Origin of the sequence: Rhodophyticola porphyridii, from assembly GCF_003688285.1 — a bacterium.
GTDB lineage: Bacteria > Pseudomonadota > Alphaproteobacteria > Rhodobacterales > Rhodobacteraceae > Rhodophyticola > Rhodophyticola porphyridii.
The window spans coordinates 14,875-34,917 of record NZ_RCNT01000009.1 but is presented as its reverse complement, the minus strand read 5'-3'; the positions used below and the strand labels follow the sequence as shown (position 1 = coordinate 34,917).

At 65.2% G+C, this 20,043-nt stretch carries 17 protein-coding genes; 6 read left to right on the top strand and 11 right to left on the bottom strand.

What is annotated here, in order from left to right; genetic code table 11:
* Positions 1–66: 66 nt before the first annotated feature.
* From betA to betI, 3 genes are all read right to left on the bottom strand, one after another.
* Complete coding sequence (gene betA / locus D9R08_RS16085; RefSeq protein WP_121899095.1) at positions 67–1,725, bottom strand: choline dehydrogenase; 1,659 nt, start codon at positions 1,723–1,725, stop codon at positions 67–69.
* 9 nt (positions 1,726–1,734) lie between these two features.
* Positions 1,735–3,192 carry a betaine-aldehyde dehydrogenase gene (gene betB, locus D9R08_RS16080; protein WP_121899094.1) on the bottom strand — a complete coding sequence of 486 codons (1,458 nt, stop codon included), beginning with the start codon at positions 3,190–3,192 and terminating at the stop codon, positions 1,735–1,737.
* 134 nt (positions 3,193–3,326) lie between these two features.
* Complete coding sequence (gene betI / locus D9R08_RS16075; RefSeq protein WP_233557524.1) at positions 3,327–3,899, bottom strand: choline-binding transcriptional repressor BetI; 573 nt, start codon at positions 3,897–3,899, stop codon at positions 3,327–3,329.
* Positions 3,900–3,993: 94 nt separating this feature from the next.
* Between betI and choX the strand changes: the two genes are divergently transcribed.
* The 3 genes from choX to choV all read left to right on the top strand — a co-directional run bounded on the left by choX (position 3,994) and on the right by choV (position 6,938).
* The gene (gene choX / locus D9R08_RS16070) at positions 3,994–4,920 is read left to right on the top strand and encodes a choline ABC transporter substrate-binding protein (RefSeq protein WP_121899093.1); all 927 of its coding nucleotides are present in this window, start codon (positions 3,994–3,996) and stop codon (positions 4,918–4,920) included.
* Between the two features lie 99 nt (positions 4,921–5,019).
* Complete coding sequence (choW, locus tag D9R08_RS16065) at positions 5,020–5,913, top strand: choline ABC transporter permease subunit (protein WP_121899218.1); 894 nt, start codon at positions 5,020–5,022, stop codon at positions 5,911–5,913.
* On the top strand, positions 5,910–6,938 hold the full coding sequence (choV, locus tag D9R08_RS16060; protein ID WP_121899092.1) for a choline ABC transporter ATP-binding protein: 1,029 nt from the start codon (positions 5,910–5,912) through the stop codon (positions 6,936–6,938). The genes choW and choV overlap by 4 nt, the downstream gene beginning before the upstream one ends.
* A gap of 20 nt (positions 6,939–6,958) precedes the next feature.
* Here the strand turns inward: choV and D9R08_RS16055 are convergent, their stop codons facing one another.
* From D9R08_RS16055 to D9R08_RS16030, 6 genes are read right to left on the bottom strand one after another with little or no spacing between them, the layout of a single operon-like run.
* Entirely contained in the window at positions 6,959–7,666 is a 708-nt protein-coding gene (locus D9R08_RS16055; protein ID WP_121899091.1) for an RraA family protein, read from the bottom strand.
* On the bottom strand, positions 7,663–8,508 hold the full coding sequence (locus D9R08_RS16050) for an ABC transporter permease (protein WP_199709401.1): 846 nt from the start codon (positions 8,506–8,508) through the stop codon (positions 7,663–7,665). The genes D9R08_RS16055 and D9R08_RS16050 overlap by 4 nt, the downstream gene beginning before the upstream one ends.
* A gap of 1 nt (position 8,509) precedes the next feature.
* Positions 8,510–9,418, bottom strand: a complete 909-nt coding sequence (locus D9R08_RS16045) for an ABC transporter permease (protein ID WP_121899090.1) — start codon at positions 9,416–9,418, stop codon at positions 8,510–8,512.
* Positions 9,415–11,049 carry a dipeptide ABC transporter ATP-binding protein gene (locus tag D9R08_RS16040; RefSeq protein ID WP_121899089.1) on the bottom strand — a complete coding sequence of 545 codons (1,635 nt, stop codon included), beginning with the start codon at positions 11,047–11,049 and terminating at the stop codon, positions 9,415–9,417. The genes D9R08_RS16045 and D9R08_RS16040 overlap by 4 nt, the downstream gene beginning before the upstream one ends.
* On the bottom strand, positions 11,046–12,614 hold the full coding sequence (locus D9R08_RS16035) for an ABC transporter substrate-binding protein (RefSeq protein ID WP_121899088.1): 1,569 nt from the start codon (positions 12,612–12,614) through the stop codon (positions 11,046–11,048). The genes D9R08_RS16040 and D9R08_RS16035 overlap by 4 nt, the downstream gene beginning before the upstream one ends.
* Before the next feature lie 29 nt (positions 12,615–12,643).
* A complete protein-coding gene (locus tag D9R08_RS16030) occupies positions 12,644–13,501 on the bottom strand; it encodes a carbon-nitrogen hydrolase family protein (RefSeq protein ID WP_121899087.1) in 858 nt (285 codons plus the stop codon).
* A 104-nt stretch (positions 13,502–13,605) separates the two neighbouring features.
* Here D9R08_RS16030 and D9R08_RS16025 point away from each other — a divergent pair, with 104 nt between their 5' ends.
* Positions 13,606–14,547 carry a LysR family transcriptional regulator gene (locus D9R08_RS16025; protein WP_121899086.1) on the top strand — a complete coding sequence of 314 codons (942 nt, stop codon included), beginning with the start codon at positions 13,606–13,608 and terminating at the stop codon, positions 14,545–14,547.
* Here D9R08_RS16025 and D9R08_RS16020 read toward each other — a convergent pair.
* Positions 14,544–15,434 carry a DUF2927 domain-containing protein gene (locus D9R08_RS16020; RefSeq protein ID WP_121899085.1) on the bottom strand — a complete coding sequence of 297 codons (891 nt, stop codon included), beginning with the start codon at positions 15,432–15,434 and terminating at the stop codon, positions 14,544–14,546. The genes D9R08_RS16025 and D9R08_RS16020 overlap by 4 nt on opposite strands.
* A 235-nt stretch (positions 15,435–15,669) precedes the next feature.
* Positions 15,670–17,454 carry an ABC transporter ATP-binding protein gene (locus tag D9R08_RS16015; RefSeq protein WP_121899084.1) on the bottom strand — a complete coding sequence of 595 codons (1,785 nt, stop codon included), beginning with the start codon at positions 17,452–17,454 and terminating at the stop codon, positions 15,670–15,672.
* 254 nt (positions 17,455–17,708) lie between these two features.
* Between D9R08_RS16015 and D9R08_RS16010 the strand changes: the two genes are divergently transcribed.
* Together D9R08_RS16010 and D9R08_RS16005 are read left to right on the top strand one after the other, a co-directional pair.
* A complete protein-coding gene (locus D9R08_RS16010) occupies positions 17,709–18,806 on the top strand; it encodes an ABC transporter ATP-binding protein (RefSeq protein WP_121899216.1) in 1,098 nt (365 codons plus the stop codon).
* An 84-nt stretch (positions 18,807–18,890) separates the two neighbouring features.
* Positions 18,891–20,009, top strand: coding sequence for an extracellular solute-binding protein (locus D9R08_RS16005; RefSeq protein WP_121899083.1), 1,119 nt, complete (start codon positions 18,891–18,893; stop codon positions 20,007–20,009).
* The last annotated feature ends 34 nt before the right edge of the window (positions 20,010–20,043 follow it).

Genomic DNA, 20,043 nt, shown 5'->3' with positions numbered 1-20,043 from the left:
GAAGAAGACGGTTTTTCACGGCATCGCAAGGCCTTACCGCGCCGCACAACGCGCCGTGGCGAGTGGCTAGCGCTGCGAACCGGCCCAGTCCGGATGCATCCACGGCCTCATGTTGGAGGCCGGCTGGGGTGGCTTGCCGAGGATATGATCGGCCGCCTTTTCGCCCACCATGATCGACGGAGCGTTCAGATTGCCGTTGGTGATCTGCGGAAAGATCGAACTATCCGCCAGCCGCAGGCGATCCACCCCGATCACCCGGGTCTCCGGATCCACCACCGCCATCGGATCATCGGCCCGGCCCATCCGCGCCGTTCCGCAGGGGTGATAAGCGCTTTCGGCGTGTTCGCGGATGAACCCGTCAAGCTCCTCGTCGGTCTGCAGGGCGGCGCCGGGCTGAATCTCGTGCCGCACGAAGGGCGCGAAAGCCTCCTGCGCGAAGATCTCCCGGGTCAGGCGGAGGCATTGGCGGAACTCTGTCCAGTCCTGCTCATGGGACATGTAGTTGAAGGTGATTTTCGGCGCCTCCGCCGGATCTGCGGATGCAAGCCGGACATGGCCGCGGGAGCGGCTGCGCATGGGGCCGACATGGGCCTGAAACCCGTGGCCTTCCGCTGCCGCCCGCCCGTCATACCGAACCGCCATGGGCAGGAAATGGTATTGAATATCGGGGTAGTCGATCCCCGCGCCCGAGCGGATGAACGCCGCGGATTCGAACTGGTTCGAGGCCCCGAGGCCGGTTTTCGTGAACAGCCACTGCGCCCCGATCACCGCCTTGGAGATCAGGTTCCAATAGCGGTAAAGCGTGATCGGCTGGCGGGAGGCGATCTGGAAATAGATCTCCAGATGATCCTGCAGGTTCGCGCCCACGCCGGGCCGGTCGGCGATAACGGGGAGACCGTGTTCGGCCAGATGCGCCGCCGGCCCGATGCCGGACAGCATCAGAAGCTTGGGGGAATTGATCGACGAGGCCGCGACGATCACCTCCCGCCGGGCACGCACCAGTTCGATTGCGCCGCCGCGCACCACCTCCACGCCGACGGCGCGACCCTCTTCGATCACCACCCGGCGCGCTTCGGCCCGGATCAGATCGCAGTTTGGCCGTTTCAGCGCCGGCCGCAGATAGGCATTGGCCGCCGACCAGCGCCTCCCGCGCCAGACGGTCTGTTCCATCGGGCCGAAACCTTCCTGTTTCTCGCCGTTGTAATCATCGGTCGTCTGATAGCCGGCCTGCCGGCCGGCCTCGACAAAGGCGTGATAGAGCGGGTTCCGGCGCGGCCCGCGGGTGACATGCAGCGGGCCGTCGGTGCCACGCCATGCCCGGTCTCCATCGCGGGGGCCGGGATGCCAATGCTCCATCCGCTTGTAATAGGGCAGCACGTCGGCATAGCTCCAGCCTTTGGCCCCCATCTCGGCCCATGTGTCGAAATCGCGGGCATGACCGCGCACATAGACCATCCCGTTGATCGAGCTGGAACCGCCCAGCACCTTGCCACGCGGCGTAGCGAGGCGGCGGTTGTTCAGATGCGGCTCGGGTTCGGAGCGATAGCCCCAGTCATAGCGGGCCATGTTCATCGGGTAGCTGAGCGCGGCAGGCATCTGGATGAACGGGCCCGCATCTGTGCCGCCCGCTTCGATCAGCAGAACGCTGGCGCCCGCCCCGGACAGGCGATAGGCCATGGCGCAGCCAGACGAGCCGGCGCCCACGATAACAAAATCCGCTTCCATGTCAGTGCCTTAGAAAGGGGCCTCCACATCGTTCATTGCGATGTAGACAGTCCGTGTCTGGGAGTAATGATTGAGCGCCTCGGCCGAGTTTTCGCGCCCGAGGCCGGAGGCCTTGACGCCCCCGAACGGCGCCTCCACCGGGGCCAGATTGTAGCAGTTCACATAACAGGTTCCGGCCTCGAAATTTTGCACCACACGGTGAGCGCGGGTGATATCCCGGGTGAAGACACCGGCGGCGAGGCCGAATTCGGTCTCGTTCGCGCGCGCGATCACCTCCTCCTCGGTTTCGAAATCGAGCACGCTGAGAACCGGGCCGAAGATCTCCTCCCGGGCGATGGTCATCCCGTCGGTGACATCGGCGAAAACGGTGGGCGCGAGGAAATACCCCTCACGATCAAGCCGGTGCCCGCCGGTCACAAGCCGCGCGCCTTCCTGCTTGCCGCTCTCGATATAGCCGAGCACGATGTTCATCTGCGCCTCGGACGCCATCGGGCCGAAGCTCGTGGCCTCGTCCAGCGGATCGCCGATCACCGCACCGGCCAGCCGCTCGGTCAGACGGGCGAGAAACGCATCCCTGATCCCGGATTGCACGAAGACCCGCGTGCCGTTGGAGCAGACCTGCCCGGAGGAATAGAAATTGGCCATGATCGCGCCGGAAACGGCGTTTTCAAGATCCGCGTCGTCGAAGATGACAAGGGGGGATTTGCCGCCGAGTTCCATGGTGACGTGTTTCATGCCCGCCGCCGCGGCCGCATAGACCCGGGTGCCGGTCGGCGCGGAACCGGTGAGCGACACCTTGGCCACGCGCGGATCGGTGGAGAGCGCCGCGCCCACGGGCCCGTAGCCCTGAATCACGTTCATCAGACCCGGTGGGGCGCCCGCCTCGGTCAGGATTTCGGCGATTTTCAGGGCGCAGAGCGGGGTGGTTTCGGACGGTTTGAAAACCATCGCATTGCCGCAGGCAAGTGCGGGCGCGGTTTTCCAGCAGGCGATTTGCGTGGGATAATTCCATGCGCCGAGACCCGCGCAGACGCCCAGAGGCTCGCGGATGGTATAGGCGAAATCGCCACCGGGAAGCGGGATATGGTGGCCAGTCATCGTGGCCGCATGGGCGGCGAAGTATTCCAGCGCATCGGCGCCGGAGGTGGCATCGGCGACCAGCGTTTCCTGAAGCGGCTTGCCGGTGTCGTAGGTCTCCAGCACGCTGAGACCGTGGTTGCGCGCGCGCATGATATCGGCGGCCCTGCGCAGAATGCGGGACCGCTCCGCACCGCTTGTCCGGGCCCAGAGCTTCTGCGCCGCTTGCGCGGCCTCCAATGCCTGATCGACGATGGCGGGCGTGGCGGCGTGAAGCGTGCAAAGGGTCTTGCCCGTCGCCGGATAGATCACCGGGATCGGGTCACCGGAGGTGTCCTCCACATAGGCACCGTTGATGTAGTGGCTGGCTTCGGGCGGGGTGAAGCGCATGGCGGGTCCTTATCTTCCTTGCAGCCGGAGCTGCGTGTTGTCTCTGAAATCGAATGTCTGGGTGCAGGGGCGCCGATGGCGGGAGAGCCGCCTGACAAAGGCGGCGGGCGCGGGCCTGTCTGCGATGGTTTGGGTCATTCGCCGGCCCCGCGGTCGAGAGCGGTGTCGAGATACGTCATGATAAGCGTGATCGCGTCCTCGCCGCGCAACCGCTCGGTCCCGAGCGCCTGCCGGATGTAGAGCCCGTCGATCATGGCCGCGATGCCGCGGGTCAGCTGTGCGGCGCGGGGGCCGGCAAGCTTGTGCAGATCGTGATGAAGATTGCTGCGCAGCCGCGCGTGGTAAACCCGCAAGAGCCGTGCGGCTTCGTCGGAGCGTTGTGCCTGCACATAGAAGTTCAGCCACGCGGCAACGACCTCGGGGCGAAAGTTGCTGGTGGAGAAACTGGCGCGGATCACCGCCTCCACCCGCGCGCGCGGCGTTCTGGCCATGCTCAGCGCGCCACGCACTTCGGCCCCGTAAAGGGCCAGCACATGGCGCATGGCGGCGGCGAACATCTGTTCCTTGCCGCCGAAATAATGATGGGCCAGCGCGCTGGACATACCCGCACGCTTTGCAATCTGCGCCACAGTGATGTCTAACGTGCCTACACGGCCGATCTCAACGATCGTTGCCTCGACCAAAGCAGTTCGACGGAGGGGTTCCATTCCGATTTTGGGCACAATCATCTCCGTTGACAGGACAGGGCTTGAGACTCGTTAATGTTGACTGACGAGTCAATCAAAAACAGGGAGTAACACAATGCTGAAACTGACGACAACCTCCGCCATCGCACTGGTGATGGGTGCGGGCCTTGCGGCCGCCGATTGCGAGACGATCACGTTCTCGGATGTGGGCTGGACCGATATCACCGCGACCACGGCGGCAACCACTTATGTGCTCGACGCGCTTGGCTACGAGACGGATATTCAGGTGCTGTCGGTGCCGGTGACCTATACCGCGCTGGCCGCCGGCGATATCGACATCTTCCTTGGCAACTGGATGCCGACCATGGAGGCCGATATCGCGCCCTATCGCGAGGCCGGTACGGTGGACACGGTTCGCGCGAACCTTGAAGGCGCAAAGTACACGCTGGCCACGAACGCGGCAGGCGCGGCCCTCGGGATCACCAGCTTCGATGCCATCGCCGCCAATGCGGACGCGCTGGAGGCCGAGATCTACGGGATCGAGCCCGGCAATGACGGCAACCGGCTGATCCTCGACATGATCGCGGCGGATGCGTTCGGGCTGAGCGGGTTCGAGGTGGTGGAAAGCTCCGAGGCGGGCATGCTGGCACAGGTTGCCCGGGCATCGGATCGTGACGAGCCGATCGTGTTCCTGGGCTGGGAGCCGCACCCGATGAACGCGAATTTCGACCTGACCTATCTGGAGGGCGGCGATGACTGGTTCGGCCCCAATCTGGGAGGGGCGACCGTGTACACCAATACCTCAGCCGGGTTCGTGGAGGCCTGCCCGAATGTGGGCGCGCTCCTGCAGAACCTGGAGTTCACGCTGGCCATGGAAAACGAGATCATGGGGGCGATCCTGAACGATGGCGAGGACCCGCGCGATGCGGCCGAGGCGTGGCTTTCGGCCAATCGCGATGTCCTGCCCGTCTGGCTTGACGGCGTGACCACCGCGGATGGCGGCGATGCGCTTGAGGCCGTCAACGCCGCGCTGGACATGTAAACCGACATCCGGGCGGGCGCATGACATGCGCCCGCCCAGGCCGGTCCCGCCCCCCGCCTGGGGGGCGCGCCGGTATTTGCGAGAACCGGGGGCGAGATGCTGGACTGGATAGAAGACAACAAGATCCCCGTCGGGCGGGTCGCGGGCGGTGCGTTCGACTGGCTGCAGCAAAACGGGGCATGGTTCTTCGATGGGCTGTCGATCATGCTGGAGGCGATGATCGATGGCATTCTGGCCGTGTTGCAGGACCCGCTGGACATCTCATGGGCGACGGGGGCGGAGGATTACCAGCCGCTTTACAGCCCCGATCTGCATCCGTTCCTGATCATCCTGATCTTCACCACGCTCGCCTGGCTGATCCATCGCCGCTGGCAGGTTCCGGCGCTTATCTTCGCGGGCTTCCTGTTCATCCTGAACCAGGGATACTGGGAGGAGACGACCGAGAGCCTGACGCTGGTTCTGTCGGCCTGCGTGGTCTGCATGGCGGTGGGCGTACCCATCGGCATCGCCGCGGCGCACAGGCCCCGGCTTTATCAGTTCATGCGGCCGGTGCTTGACCTGATGCAAACGCTGCCGACCTTCGTCTACCTGATCCCCGCGATCGTGTTTTTCGGCATCGGCATGGTGCCGGGCCTGATCGCCACGGTGATCTTCGTGCTGCCGGCGCCGATCCGGCTGACGCATCTGGGCATCTCGTCGACGCCGCAGCCGCTGATCGAGGCGGCGGAGGCGTTCGGAGCCACGCCGCGGCAGAAGCTGTGGAAGGTGGAACTGCCTTATGCGCTGCCGCAGATCATGGCGGGGCTGAACCAGACGATCATGCTGTCGCTGTCGATGGTGGTGATCGCGGCGCTGGTCGGTGCGGACGGATTGGGCGTGCCGGTGGTGCGCGCGCTCAACTCGGTCAACACCTCGCTCGGGTTCGAAAGCGGGTTCATCATCGTGGTCGTTGCCATCATGCTCGACCGCATGTTGCGGGTGGAGCGAAAATGAGCGTTGCCGTTGAATTCGAGAATGTCTCCATCGTCTTCGGCGACAGGCCGGAGAGCGCCCTGCCGCTGATGGACGAGGGCAAATCGCGCCATGATGTGCAGGCGGCCTGCGGGCAGGTTCTGGGCGTGCATAATTGCGACCTGTCGGTGGAGGAAGGTGAGATCCTGGTGCTGATGGGCCTGTCGGGCTCGGGCAAGTCCACCCTTCTTCGGGCGGTCAACGGGTTGAACCCGGTGGTGCGCGGCAGTGTGCGGGTCAATGACGGGACGCAGATGGTGGATGTGACCCATGCCAATGCGGCCACGCTCCGCCGTATGCGGCAAAGCCAGATCGCGATGGTGTTTCAGCAGTTCGGCCTGCTGCCCTGGCGCAGCGTGCGGGAAAACGTGGGTCTTGGTCTGGAGCTGGGCGGCATGTCCGCCGCCGCGCGCCGCGAAAAGGTGGACGCGCAGCTGGAGCTTGTGGGCCTCACCGACTGGGCGGAGCGCAAGGTGGGCGATCTGTCAGGAGGAATGCAACAGCGCGTGGGTCTGGCCCGCGCCTTTGTGACCGACGCGCCGATCCTGTTGATGGACGAGCCGTTTTCCGCTCTCGATCCGCTTATCCGGACCCGCTTGCAGGATGAGCTGATCGAACTGCAACAGACGTTGAAGCGCACGATCATCTTCGTCAGCCACGATCTGGACGAAGCCTTCAAGCTGGGCGACCGGATCGCGATCATGGAGGGCGGGCGGATCGTGCAATGCGGCACACCCAAGGAGATCTATTCAGACCCGGCGGATGCATATGTGTCCGACTTCGTGGCCCATATGAACCCGCTCGGCGTGCTCTGCGCGCGCGACGTGATGGTGCCGGTGGAGGGCGAACCGACGCTGTGGGTCGGCCCCGACGAGGATATCCGCCAGGTGATGGAGATGATCGGCGGGGAGGATCACCCGGTGGGTGTGGAGCAGGACGGCAAGGTTCTGGGGCAGGTCACCAAGGACCGGGTGCTGGAAAAGCTGCTGGACCCGCGGGCCAGCTGAGCAGGCGCGTCGGCGCGCTGTCAATCGACGGATATCGCCCCCGCCTCGACCATCGCGGTGGCGCCGGTCATCTCGCCCAGCGGCAGGGTCGCATCGCCATCGCGCGCGGCGCGGCGACCGGCCACGATCTGCCCCCGTTCCAGCGCGATGCCCGCGATCAGCTCGGCCTCTGCCGGGTCCATGGCATAGATGCCATCCGCATCGGCCAGAACCGCATCGCCGGCGGAGACCGCCACGCCGCCGCAGGAGACCGGCACCCGGACCCGTCCGCCGAGATCCAGAAGCCGCGTGGTGATGGGCGATGTGCCCCGGCACCAAACCGGAAACCCCAGATCGGCCAGTTCGGCCGTGTCCGTGCAGGGCCCGTCGATCACCGCAGCGATGATGCCCGCCCGCATGGCCGCAGCGGCCACGCCATCGCCCAGACAGGCATGGCGCGTATCGCCCAGACGGTCGATCACCAGAATATCGCCGGGCCGGGCCAGCCCGATGGCGTGATGCAGGATCGTGGAACAGGGGCCGGGGCATTGCACGGTGAGCGCGCGGCCCGCCACGCGCGGGGCCAGCCCGGCATTGGGGCGCAGCCCGGTATCCATCGCCCCCCAGTAAAGGATATGGCCCAGCATCGTGGTTTCGCATTGCATCAGCGTGTCGATCAAGCTGTCGGCAAGCGGCGAAGGCGCGGGCCCGATGCGGTATTTCGGCGGGGATGGCAAACTCCGGTTCATCTCTCTGACCTCAATGTCGGATCCAGACGGTCGCGCAGCCAGTCGCCCGTCAGGCTGACCGACAGCGCCAGAAGGAAAATGATCGCTCCGGGAAACAGCGTCAGCCACCACGCGGTCAGCAAACGGTCGCGCCCTTCGCTCATGATCTGGCCGAGGCTGGTGAGCGGCGGCTGCACGCCGAGGCCCAGAAACGACAGCGCGGTTTCCAGCAGCACTGTCAGCGGCAGGTTCACGGTAAACTGTACAAGTGCCACGTTCAGGATATTGGGCAGGACATGGCGCAGATAGATGCGAATGGGCGAAGCGCCGAGCGCGCGGACGGCGGTGACATATCCATGCTCCTTCGCCGACAGCGTGGCCCCGCGCATCAGGCGGGCATAGACCTCCCAGCCGTTCAGACCGATCAGGAGCAGGAACAGCACGAAACTGTTGTCGAACATCGCCAGCACGAACAGCGCCACCACGATGATCGGAAGCGAGGCCTGAACATCGATCGCGGCGACGATCACCGCTTCGGTCGGGCCGCGGCGCGCGGCGGCGAGGATACCGAGGAGCGACCCGAGAATGGCCCCGATCAATGTGCCAGCGATGGCCACGATCAGCGTGATCTGCGCACCCACGGCAAGGCGGACAAGCACATCGCGGCCGCGCGCATCCGTCCCGAGGAGATACTCGGGCGAGCCCGGTGGCAGCAGCCGGTCGAACATCGAGGTCGCGCGGAATTCATGCGGGCTGAGGAACTGGCCGAAAAGCGCGAAGAGCACGAAGGCCGCGATGAAGACCAGCGACAGCCGGACGCTCCAGGGCATCGGCGGCGGGCGATATGTGGCGATCCCGCTCATCTCATTTCACCCGGATCCGCGGGTCGATGACCAGATAGAGCAGATCGACGATGAGATTGGCCATGATCATCGTGAAGGCCACGGCCAGAACCAGAAACTGCACGGTGGCAATGTCGCGCGTGGCGACCGAGCGCACCAGAAGCTGGCCCACACCGGGCCAGGCAAAGACCTGTTCGGTCACGACGGAGCCCGCGATCAGCGCGCCGAGCGACAGGCCCACAAGGGTGACCAGCGGGATCGCGGCATTGGGCGCGGCATGCAGGATCAGACGCCGTGCGAAGGGGATGCCGCGGGCCTCGGCCGCGCGCATGAAGGGCGCGTTGATGGTTTCCAGCAGGGAGGATCGGGCGAAGCGGGCGAAACTGCCCATGGCGGCCAGCCCGAGGGTCAGCGCCGGGAACAGGACATTGGCGCCGGCGCCGGCCAGAAACACCTGAAAGACCAGCGCACCGATCAGGATCAGGCAAAGACCGAAGAGAAAATTGGGCATCGCGAAGGCAAAGACCGAAAACCCCATCACGGCGCGGTCGAGCAGCCGGCCCCGGTTGATCGCGGCGATCGCTCCAAGGGCGATACCGAGGACAAGCGCGATGGAGAGTGCGGTGAGCCCGAGATGCAGGGTATAGGGCAGACGATCGAAAAAGAGCGCCTCGACCGGGCGGCCGGTATGGATCGAATAGCCGAACTCCCCCCGGAACAGGCCGCCGATATAGCTGGTGTATTGCTGCCAGAGCGGTTGATCGAGCCCCATCGCGCGGGCGTATTGGTCGATCACCTCCTGCGGGGCATCGGGGGGCGCAAGGGCCGCGGCGGGATCGCCCGAGAAACGGATGAAGATGAAGACCAGCGATACCGTGATCAGCAGCGTGATGATGGCGCGAAGCACGCGGGAGAGGATATAGCCGGTCATGCCGCGCCCTCCTCCATCGCGAGATCAAGGCCCGGCGCGGCGGCAAGCAGCGCGCGGGTGTAGGCATGGGCCGGACGGTCGAAAACCTGCCCGGTCGCGCCGGTTTCGACCACGCGGCCCTGTTGCATCACCAGAATGTCGTCGCTGATGGCACGGGCCACGCGCAGATCATGGGTGATGAAGACCATTGCGAAGCCGAACCGGGCCTGCATGTCGCGGAAGAGGTCGAGGATCTGCGCCTGTATCGAGACATCGAGCGCCGAGACGGCCTCGTCCGCGATCAGCAGTTCCGGCTCCAGTGCCAGAGCGCGCGCGATGCAGATCCGCTGCCGCTGCCCGCCGGAAAACTCATGCGGGTAGCGGTCTGCGGACTGGGCGGTGAGGCCTGTCAGTTCCAGCAGATCCTCGGCCTTCCTGCGGGCCTCGGCCACGGGCATGCCATGGATGATCGCGCCCTCGGCGATGGCCGAGCGGATCGTCTGGCGCGGGTTCAGGGCGCTGTAAGGGTCCTGCAGAACCACCTGCACCGATTTGCGCAGACGTTGCAGATCGCGGCCGGCCAGATGGGTGATGTCCGCGCCCTTGAAGCGGATCGTCCCCCGCTCCACCTCCTCCAGCCGCAGAAGGCAGCGCGCGAGGGAGGATTTGCCGGAGCCGCTTTCGCCCACCACCGCCAATGTCCGCCCGGGCGCCAGCGACAGGGAGACATCGCGCACGGCCTGCGTGATGCGCCGGTTGAAGATCGGGCCGGAGCGGTAGGTGAGATGCAGCCCGTCCGCCTCCAGGATCGGGGCCTCCCCAACCCGGGATGGCGCGGCGCCGGTGGGCCGCGAGGCGGCGATAAGGCGCTGCGTATAGGGGTGTTGCGGGCGATCGAGCACGTCCCCCGCCCACCCCGCCTCGACAATCCGGCCATCCTTCATCACCGCCACGCGATCGGCGATTTCGGCCACGACGCCGAAATCATGGGTGATGAACAGGACAGACGCGCCGGTTTCGGCCTTGAGTGCCGCGATCAGATCAAGGATTTCGGCCTGCGTCGTGACGTCGAGCGCCGTCGTCGGCTCGTCGGCCACCAAAAGCGCGGGCTTCAGCAACAGTGCGCCGGCAATCACCACGCGCTGCGCCTGCCCACCGGATAGCTGATGCGGATAGGCCGCGAAAATCCGGGCCGGATCGCGCAGGCGCACGGCCTCGAACATGTCCAGCACCCGGTCGCGACGCTCCGCCGCGCCCACGCCGTGGACCTTCAGGATCTCCTCCAATTGCCGCCCGACGCGTTTGACCGGGTTTAGGCTGGCGCCGGCATCCTGAAAGATCATCGCCATCCTGACCGAACGCAGCGCCTGATATGCCGGGTCGCGTTGTGGCGGCAAAACCTTGTCCTGCAACCTGATACTGCCGCCCGTGACCGGAAGCGCCCGTGGCAGCATGCCCAGAATGGCCTGCCCGATCACCGATTTGCCCGAGCCGCTTTCGCCGACGAGGCACAAGGTCTCGCCGGGATGGATCTGAAAAGAGATGTCGGTCACGGCCTCGGCGCGGTCCCCGCCGGGGGGCAGGCCGATGCCGAGGCCGTTCACCGACAAAAGCGGGGGCGCTGGCGCATCCCCGCCCGGCGTTTTCGTCATTCGCCACCGCCCATGTAGAGGCTGTCGAAGATGGTGACGGCGGAATTTCCCGGATCCCAGTCGAGATCGGCATCCACGGCATAGCTGACCACATTGCGCCACAGATACATGCCCGGGGTGAGGTTCTCCCACTCCTCCACCAGAGCCAGATAGGCGGCGTTGCGCTCCTCGAACTCCTGCGCCTGCTCGAAGGCCTCCCCCAGTTCGTAGAACCGTTCGGACGCCTCCCAGGTGCGATGCGCCGCCCGCACCCGGCTCGATTCCGGGCCCCAGTCCATCCAGAGCGGACGATAGGGATCGCCGGAAAACTCGCTCGACATGGACATGTTCAGAAGATGAAACGGGCGTTCATAGGCCAGCGAGAAGTTGTCCTTGATCTCGATGGCCACGTTGATGCCGACCTCGCGCCACTGCTCCACCATGAATTCGGCGGCGATTTCGTAATTCGGGTAGAACCCGCGCACGATATGCCAGCTCAGCTCCTCCCCCGCATAGTCGCTGGCGGCCAGCAATTCGCGGGCGCGGTCAGGGTCGTAGGTGATGCGCGGCTGCCGGTCGGGGTCGTAATAGGCGCCATATTCCGGGAAGTTGAACGGTGCCGGCACGAAGGTCGCCCCACCCCAGATCGCATCGGTGATCGACACCCGGTCGATGGCGGCCACCATCGCCTGACGCAGGTTCACATCCGTCAGCGGATTGTCCGGAAGATCCTCCGTTTCCAGCATGTTGAAGGCGAACATCGGGTAGTTCTCGATGCTCTTGGTCATGACGGTCACGCCTGGTGTCCCCTCCACCTGGCCGATCTGGTCGGCCGGCACCGACACGACCACATCGAACTCGCCGGCAACCAGCCCTGCGAAGCGGGTGGAGAACTCGGGGACGATCTGGAAGGTCAGGCTGTCGGCGGGCACATCGCCCCCCCAATAGTCGTCAAACGCCTCGGCCACGACCGAGACGGACGGATCGAAGGACACCATCCGGTAGGGCCCGGTGCCCATGGGCATCTGGCCGAAGGCATCGGTGCCGACCTCCTGATAATAATGGGCGGGCAAAACGAAACCGAGCGGCGTGACAAGCCGGTAGATGAAGTTCGGGTCGGGATAGCTCGTCTCCACCTCGACGGTCAGGGGGCCGGTCGCTTTCACGCGGATGATGCCACGGGCATAGCGGGTGCCGCGCGGGGCCAGAGGCTCGTCCCCCCAGAGCCGTTCGGCGGACATGGAGAACGCCACATCCTCGGCATCCATGATATGCCCGTCATGGAACGGTACGCCCTCGCGCAGATTGATCTGCCAGACATTGGGCGACAGGCGCTCCCAGCTTTCGGCCAGCCATGGCACAAGCTCCGTTCCGTCGGGGTCTTCCCAGCGATTCCGGCGCACGAGCGTGTCGAAGATGTTGGAATGCACCCGGGCCCCGGAGGTGGAAATGCCGATCACCGGGTCCATGGTGGGCCACAGATTGTCGACCGCGATCACCAGATCGGGGCGGTCCTGGGCAAAGGCCCCGCCGGCGGTGACGAGCGCGGCGGCGGTCGTGAGCAGAAATCTGCGGAAATGGGGCATGTGAGGTCTCCTGTCGGATTGCGCCCGTATCAGGCGGGCGTTGTTTCATGGGCGCCGATGCGCGTGAATGTGTAGTCGCGTTCGTTTTCGAGCGACGGGATCTGCTGACGCGCCGCCGCGACCCTGGCGATGTCGAGCGTCACGGAGATCTGGCCGGGCGCGTCGCCGCCCAGATCCGCCACCACCTCACCCCATGGGTCGATGATGAGGGAATGCCCCCATGTGGTGCGGCCATCCTCGTGATCGCCGACCTGCGCGGCCGCCACCACGTAAGCCCCGTTCTCGATGGCGCGGGCCCGCAGCAGAACCTCCCAATGCGCGCGGCCCGTGGGAACGGTGAAGGCCGACGGGATGAACAGAACCGTCGCCCCGGCCTTGGCATAATCGCGGTAAAGATGGGGAAAGCGCAGATCGTAGCATATGCTGAGACCCCAGGGGCCCCAGGGCGTGTCGACCAGCACCGCTTCGGTACCGGGCGCGTAGCGGTCGGATTCGCCGGTGGGCTTGCGCCCTTCGAGGAAGACATCGAACAGATGCACCTTGTCGTAGCGCGCGACGATCGCACCCGACGGGTCGATCAGCGTCCCATGGTTCAGATAACGGCCGTCGGCGGCCTTGACCGGGGTCGAACCCGGCTGGATCCAGAGCCCGTATTTGGCCGCAAGCCCCCGGCAGGTCAGCAAAAACGGGTCCTCCGCCTCGGTCGTGATCTGGCGGCGCGCATCCTCCTTGTCCTTGTTCATCAGCCCCGCGGCCTCGGGCAGGGCCAGAAGATCGCACCCGTCCGCCGCAGCCCGATGCGCGGCCTCATCGACCGTCACCTGATTGGCCGCATGGCGGTTGCCGGATGTCATTTGCAGCATCGAAACGCGCAGGTCTGATGTCATCACTCACCCCGGAAGCTTGCTTATATGTCAACGATATGCAGAAAAACCCGCCTAAAAAAGCGCAATAAACTTGCGTATCGTCGAATTTCCTAACATGTTTGGGCATGACCCGTGCCCGCCGCCTCCCCCCGCTCAACGGTCTCCGTGTGCTGGAGGCCATCGGTGAGACGGGTTCGGTCACGGCGGCGGCAAAGCGATTGCGCGTCTCCCATTCCGCCGTCAGCCATCACGTGAAGCAGCTGGAGGCATGGGTCGGGCAGCCGCTTTTCAGCCGGCGCGGGCGCACGATCGCCCTGACCGAAGCGGGCGAAAGCCTTGCCGGTGTCGTGCATTCCTCCTTCGATGCGATCCGGCACGAGCTGGACCGCCTGCCGATACGCTTCGAACGCTCGGTCAGCCTGTCGGCCCTGCCGATCATCGCCGAAACCGTGATCCTGCCGCAGTTGCACCGCTTCACCGAACAGCATCCGGAGATCAGCCTGCATCTGAGCCTTGCCCAGACCGACCGGCCCAAGACCCCGGCCCCCGACATCGAACTCATGTTCCGCGAGCGCAGCCGGATACTGCCCGAGGAGACGATCATGCTGCCCGGAACGGCGGTGCCGGTGGCCGCGCCGGCGCTTCTGAAGCGATTGGGCGGCGACCCGGTCCGGCTGCTGGAAAAGGGCCCGTTGATAGCGGACGAGGATTTTCGCATGTGGCAACGCTGGCGCGATCTGGCGAAAGACCGGATCGGAGCGCCGGACTACGCGCCGCAGCTGATCCTTGAGGGATCCTTCCTGCTGCAGAAGGCCGCGCTGAACGGTCTGGGCGCGGCGATCTGCCGGACGGCCACCATTCAGGCCGACCTGGATCGGGGCGCGCTGGTGCGCCTGTCGGAGATCGCGATCGACGAAAACTGGTTCTACACGCTGCGGCTGGCCCCGCCGCGCGCCGATGCGCCGGAAGTGCTGGCGGTGCAGGACTGGCTGATTTCGCTCGGCGCGGACCACCGCCCCATGTTGCAGCCTGCGTCGCGGGCCGGAACGCCGACGGCCGCCGCCTAACCCCGCGCGGCGACCTGCTGCGCAATGCCGGGAAGCACCGATTGCACCTGATGCGGCGCCATGCCCGGCCGCAGCGCGGGGTGATAGAGAATTTGCAGCAGCAACTCGTCATGGCGGGTGAGCACGCCGAATTCCTCGTCATCGTTGAAAATCGAAGGCCAGGCGCTCGGGCTGTCATTGGCCAGCCCCATGCCCTGGGCAAGCTCCTCCTCGATACAGGACTGGCGCATGCGCGGCGGGTGTTCGGCGCGCACGATGGCGATGGCCTGAACATAGCCCTGCGCCAGGTCGCGGCCGGGCACCGCCACCACCATGCAGAAGGTATTGCGCCCCATGCCGGTGACCGCGCTGACGGCTGCGCGGCTGAGGCCCGGCACCAGTTGGCGCAATGTTGGCCCGAGGCCTGCGCGTTCTGCATCGCTGACGATCAGGACGTGGAAATTGGGTGAATTGGCGGTGACCGCCACGGGGTGGCCCGACGCGGTCTGCAGCCGGCGCGCCACCTGCCGCACGGTGGCCATATCGGCGCGTTGCTGGGCCCCGCTCACGGACATGCCGAAGCGCACTCCAAGCCGCACCGGCTCCACCCATCGCCGCAAGGGCGCGGCGTGGCCGGTGCTGGAGGCGCCGCCGCCGCGGAGACTGTATTCCGACCGCATGGCGATCTGCATGAAGCTGGCACTGAGCTCGCTGGCGCCAAGCCGCGCGCCGCGCGGGCGGCGATCCTGCCGGAGACTGCCCTGCCCGACCAGTTGCTGCTCAAGCTGGCGATAATAGGCCGCCAGCCGGGAGCCCGTCGGGTCGGCGGAGCGGGCGGCGATATTGGCGGGCGTCGCGGTCGATGCGGTCACCTGCTGCGCCGCGGCCTCCCCCCAACCGAATGCCATGCCCAGAACACAGCACAGCCATATCGTCCACGGCGATCTCTTCGCTTTGGCAGAACAGGACAAGACAAATCCCTTCGCAGTCAGGCCGCCCGCAGAGGACGGCAAACGGGCACCCAGTTGCCCATGCACGCCCGCCCAAGTTCGGGAGCGATTTCGCGAAAGTCAAATCAAGCTTTTGCGGCAGCGCAGCATCACGTCCGCCTGCCGCACGTCACAGCCCCTGTCACAACCCACGTCACAGGGCGGTCGTCACACCGGCCGATTGCAGCGCATGGAGGCGGGCATAGGCCCCCTCCGCCGCCATCAGACTGGCATGGGTGCCCTCTTCGACGACACGGCCCTTGTCCATCACCACGATCAGATCGGCGTCGCGGATGGTGGACAGACGGTGTGCGATGACAAGGGTGGTGCGCCCGTGGGACAGCCGGGTCAGCGCCTCCTGAACAAGCTGTTCGGATTTCGCGTCGAGGGCGGAGGTCGGCTCGTCCAGCAGCAGGATCGGTGCATCGCGCAGCATCGCCCGGGCGATGGCGACGCGCTGCCGCTGCCCGCCCGAGAGCGTCGATCCGCGGGGGCCGACAGTGGTTTCCAGCCCCCCCGGCAAGGCATCGGCGAAATCCGTGACCGAGGCGGCCTCGGCGGCGGCGCGGATCTCCGCCTCGCTGGCATCCAGCCGTCCGAGCCGGATGTTCTGCGCGATGCTTTGATCGAACAGCGCGGTCTCCTGCCCGACAACGGCGATGCTGTCGCGCAGCCGGTCCAGTTCGGCCTCGGTCGTCGCGGTATCGCCAATGGTGATCCGGCCCGATACCGGGTCAATCAGCCGGGTCATCAGGCCGAAAACCGTGCTTTTCCCCGCGCCCGACGGACCGACAAGAGCGGTCGTCCTCCCTTCGGCGGCGCGAAAGCTGAGCCCGTTCAGAACCGGCGCATCCCCATAGGCGAAATGCACGTCGTCGAACACGATATCGCCGGGGCTGAGCGGTTTCGGAGTGGCCGGATTCAGGATTGTGGGCCGTGCGTTCAGCACTTCGTAGATACGCTGCAGCGAGGCAAGCGCGGCCTGGATGCTGGCCGACAGGCTGGACAACCGGCGGACCGGATCCATGACCAGCGCCAGCGCGGTGAAAAAGGACATGAACTGCCCCACGGTCTTTTCGCCGGCCACGATTTCGGCACCACCCACCAGCAAAACCAGCATGCAGGCCAGCGCCGCCATCACATCGACCATGGCCGGGGTGCCGGCCTTGCTGCGTTCGGCGCGCATCTGCTGCCCGAGGAACCGGCCGACCTCGGACCGGAATTCGCGCGATTGATGCGCCTCCAGCCGGTTCACCTTGATCGACTGCATTCCGTGGAAAATCTCGTCCATCTGGGTGGAGAGCCGCGAGGCCGCCTCCCGCGCGGACATGGTGAAGCCCCGGATCAGGCGTTGCAGCAGAACCACGGGAAAGAACATCAGCGGCACGCCCACAAGCGCCAGAAGCGTCCATGTCCAGTCGTTCAGGAACATCACCGTCAGAAGCGAAATCAACGAAATCGTATCGCGCCCGGCCGACATCAGCGCGGTGGAGGCGAGGCTTTGAAGGGCCGAGGTGTCGCCGCGCACCCGCTCGATCAGCGCGCCGGGCGCGTTATCCTGAAAGAACCGCCCATCGAGCGACAGGAGATGGTTCAGAAGCCGCGATTGCAGCGCGATCACGACCTTCAGGCCGATCGAGACGATGATCAGCCGCTGCCCGAACCCGGCAATCGCCTTGAGCAACAGGATGCCCGCGATGGCAAAGGCCGCCCAGGTGATCATCGTGCCGTCGCCGGTGACCAGAACTTCGTCGAACAGGGGCTGGATCAGATAGGCGGCGGCGCCAAGGGTGGCGCCCTCGATGGTCATCAGGCCAAGCGCCAACAGCATGCGCTTCCAGTAATCCGATACATGTTCGCGCCACAGCCGCCCCAACAGCCGCTTGGCGCGCATCTCCGGGTCTGCGCCGGGCTGCGAGGATGTCAGGGCTGAGGACATGTCGGGCGCAGTCATCGGGCGGGAACACTTTTCAGATATCGGGCTTGCTGATTACGCCATGCACCAGATGGGAACAAGATCATCGCCGAACAACGGCCCCGGCCGCTGCCCCAAGGTCAACCGGCACGCCGCGCGGCAAAGCCGCAAGATGCCGGTCCGGACCTGCATCTAATCAGTTGAAATATCATCTCAGGGTTGTTTTAGTGGCTGCTGAATTGCGGGACTACATCGCGGTCTACAACAGGGAGTGGGGCTTGACCTCGGATACAACCGACGCATTCGTCGCGTTCGACAGTGTGCAAAAGAGTTACGATGGTGAGACGCTTGTCGTCAAAGACCTGAACCTGTCCATCGGCAAGGGCGAGTTTCTGACAATGCTGGGCCCGTCGGGATCCGGCAAGACGACCTGCCTGATGATGCTGGCGGGGTTCGAGACGGCCACCCATGGCGAGATCACGCTTGATGGCAAACCGATCAACAATATTCCGCCCCATAAACGCGGCATCGGGATGGTGTTTCAGAATTACGCCCTGTTCCCGCATATGACCGTGGCCGAAAATCTCGCCTTCCCGCTGGAGGTGCGCAAGATCGGCAGGTCGGAGCGCGAGGAGAAGATCGCCCGCGCGCTGGACATGGTGCAGATGGGCGCCTTCGGCGGCCGGCGCCCCGCCCAGTTGTCGGGAGGGCAGCAACAGCGGATCGCACTTGCCCGCGCGCTTGTGTTCGAGCCGGAGTTGGTGCTGATGGACGAACCGCTTGGCGCGCTCGACAAGCAACTGCGCGAGACGCTGCAATTCGAGATCACGAACCTGGCCCATGAACTGGGCATCACCACGGTCTACGTCACCCATGACCAGACCGAGGCGCTGACCATGTCCGACCGGGTCGCGGTGTTCGACGACGGCCGCATTCAGCAGCTTGCCGCGCCAGATCAGCTTTACGAGCAGCCGCAAAACAGCTTCGTCGCCCAGTTCATCGGCGAGAACAACACATTGATGGGCACCGTCAGCAAGATCGAGGGCGGTGTGGCCGAGGTGACGCTGGATGACGGCGAGGTGATCGACACCGTGCCCGTCAATGTCAGCCAGGTGGGGGAACGCACGCTGGTTTCGATCCGGCCCGAGAGGGTCGAGTTCAACAAGGACCGGCTGCACCCCGACGCCCATACGCTGAAGGCCGAGGTCAAGGAATTCATTTATATGGGGGATATCTACCGGACCCGCCTGAGCGTGGCGGGCAACGAGGATTTCATCATAAAAACCCGCAATGCCCCCGATCAGCGCCGCCTGAAACCCGGCGAGATGATCGAGATCGGCTGGCGGCCGGAGGATTGCCGGGCGCTCGACGCCTGAGCAAAGCCAGCCCGACCTGCCGCGCGCCTTGGGGCAGCGGGCTGAACCAAAAAAGACGAACGTCCAACAAAGGAGAGACTCTCGATGAAACTCAAGACAGCAATGCTTCTGACCACGGGTGCCGTCATCGCGGTGCCGGCGCTGGTTCTGGCCGAAGGTCACATGTCGGATTCGATGACGCTGGTGAGCTGGGGCGGGGCCTACCAGACCAGCCAGATCCGGGCATACTCCGACCCCTATCAGGAGATGAACCCAGGTGTTGAAGTAATCTGGGACGAAAGCTCCAACGAAGCGGTGTCGCGTCTGCGGGCGATGAACGAGGCCGGAAACGTGACCTGGGATCTGGTCGATGTGGAAGCCGCCGACGCAATCCGTCTCTGCGACGAAGGTCTGGCGATGGAGATCGACCATGACGAGGTGCTGGCGCCTGCCCCCGACGGCACACCCGCCTCGGAGGATTTCGGTGATCTTCTGGTGAGCGACTGCTTCATCCCGCAGATCGTGTTCTCCACCACCTTCGGATATCGGACCGATCAGGTGCCCGAGGGGGTCGCCGCGCCGACCGGCGCCTGCGATGTGTTCGATCTGGAAACCTATCCGGGCCGCCGCGGTCTGAACCGTCAGCCCATCGCCAACATGGAATGGGCGCTGCTGTGTTCCGGCGTCGCCTATGAAGACGTCTATGACACGCTTGAGACCGAAGAGGGCATCGCGCAGGCCTTCGCGATGCTGGACACGATCAAGGACGAAACGATCTGGTGGAGTTCGGCCGCAGAGGCGATCCAGCTTCTGGCCGACGGGGAGGTGTTCATGGCCTCGTCCTTCAACGGGCGCCTGTTCTCGGCGATCGAGGAGCAGGGCCAGCCGATCGGCATGGCCTGGGACTGGCAGATGTTCGATATCGACGGTTGGGTGATCCCCGAAGGGCTGCCCGAAGACCGGCTGGCGCGGGTGATGGATTTCCTGCACTTCGCCACGGACACGCAGCGGCTGGCCGATCAGGCGCTTTACATCTCCTACGGCCCTGCGCGCGCGTCCTCGGCGCCGCTGGTGGGCAACCATGCCGATCTGGACATCCCGATGGCCCCGCATATGCCGACCGAGCCGGCCAATGCCGAAAACACCTTCGTGAACAATTACGAGTGGTGGGCGGATTATCGCGATGATCTGGATTCGCGCTTCCAGGCCTGGCTGGCGCAGTAACCTAAAACCCGGGGCGGGCAGATCTGCCCGCCCT

What these genes read in the sequence shown, in the direction of transcription:
- betI (WP_233557524.1), bottom strand. Translation starts at nt 3,899, where the DNA reads ATGGAACCCCTCCGTCGAACTGCTTTGGTCGAGGCAACGATCGTTGAG.
- D9R08_RS16040 (WP_121899089.1), bottom strand. Translation starts at nt 11,049, where the DNA reads ATGACGAAAACGCCGGGCGGGGATGCGCCAGCGCCCCCGCTTTTGTCG.
- D9R08_RS16050 (WP_199709401.1), bottom strand. Translation starts at nt 8,508, where the DNA reads ATGAGCGGGATCGCCACATATCGCCCGCCGCCGATGCCCTGGAGCGTC.
- D9R08_RS16020 (WP_121899085.1), bottom strand. Translation starts at nt 15,434, where the DNA reads ATGGCATTCGGTTGGGGGGAGGCCGCGGCGCAGCAGGTGACCGCATCG.
- D9R08_RS16035 (WP_121899088.1), bottom strand. Translation starts at nt 12,614, where the DNA reads ATGCCCCATTTCCGCAGATTTCTGCTCACGACCGCCGCCGCGCTCGTC.
- D9R08_RS16055 (WP_121899091.1), bottom strand. Translation starts at nt 7,666, where the DNA reads ATGAACCGGAGTTTGCCATCCCCGCCGAAATACCGCATCGGGCCCGCG.
- choX (WP_121899093.1), top strand. Translation starts at nt 3,994, where the DNA reads ATGCTGAAACTGACGACAACCTCCGCCATCGCACTGGTGATGGGTGCG.
- D9R08_RS16045 (WP_121899090.1), bottom strand. Translation starts at nt 9,418, where the DNA reads ATGACCGGCTATATCCTCTCCCGCGTGCTTCGCGCCATCATCACGCTG.
- D9R08_RS16015 (WP_121899084.1), bottom strand. Translation starts at nt 17,454, where the DNA reads ATGTCCTCAGCCCTGACATCCTCGCAGCCCGGCGCAGACCCGGAGATG.
- D9R08_RS16005 (WP_121899083.1), top strand. Translation starts at nt 18,891, where the DNA reads ATGAAACTCAAGACAGCAATGCTTCTGACCACGGGTGCCGTCATCGCG.
- betA (WP_121899095.1), bottom strand. Translation starts at nt 1,725, where the DNA reads ATGGAAGCGGATTTTGTTATCGTGGGCGCCGGCTCGTCTGGCTGCGCC.
- betB (WP_121899094.1), bottom strand. Translation starts at nt 3,192, where the DNA reads ATGCGCTTCACCCCGCCCGAAGCCAGCCACTACATCAACGGTGCCTAT.
- D9R08_RS16025 (WP_121899086.1), top strand. Translation starts at nt 13,606, where the DNA reads ATGACCCGTGCCCGCCGCCTCCCCCCGCTCAACGGTCTCCGTGTGCTG.
- choV (WP_121899092.1), top strand. Translation starts at nt 5,910, where the DNA reads ATGAGCGTTGCCGTTGAATTCGAGAATGTCTCCATCGTCTTCGGCGAC.
- D9R08_RS16030 (WP_121899087.1), bottom strand. Translation starts at nt 13,501, where the DNA reads ATGACATCAGACCTGCGCGTTTCGATGCTGCAAATGACATCCGGCAAC.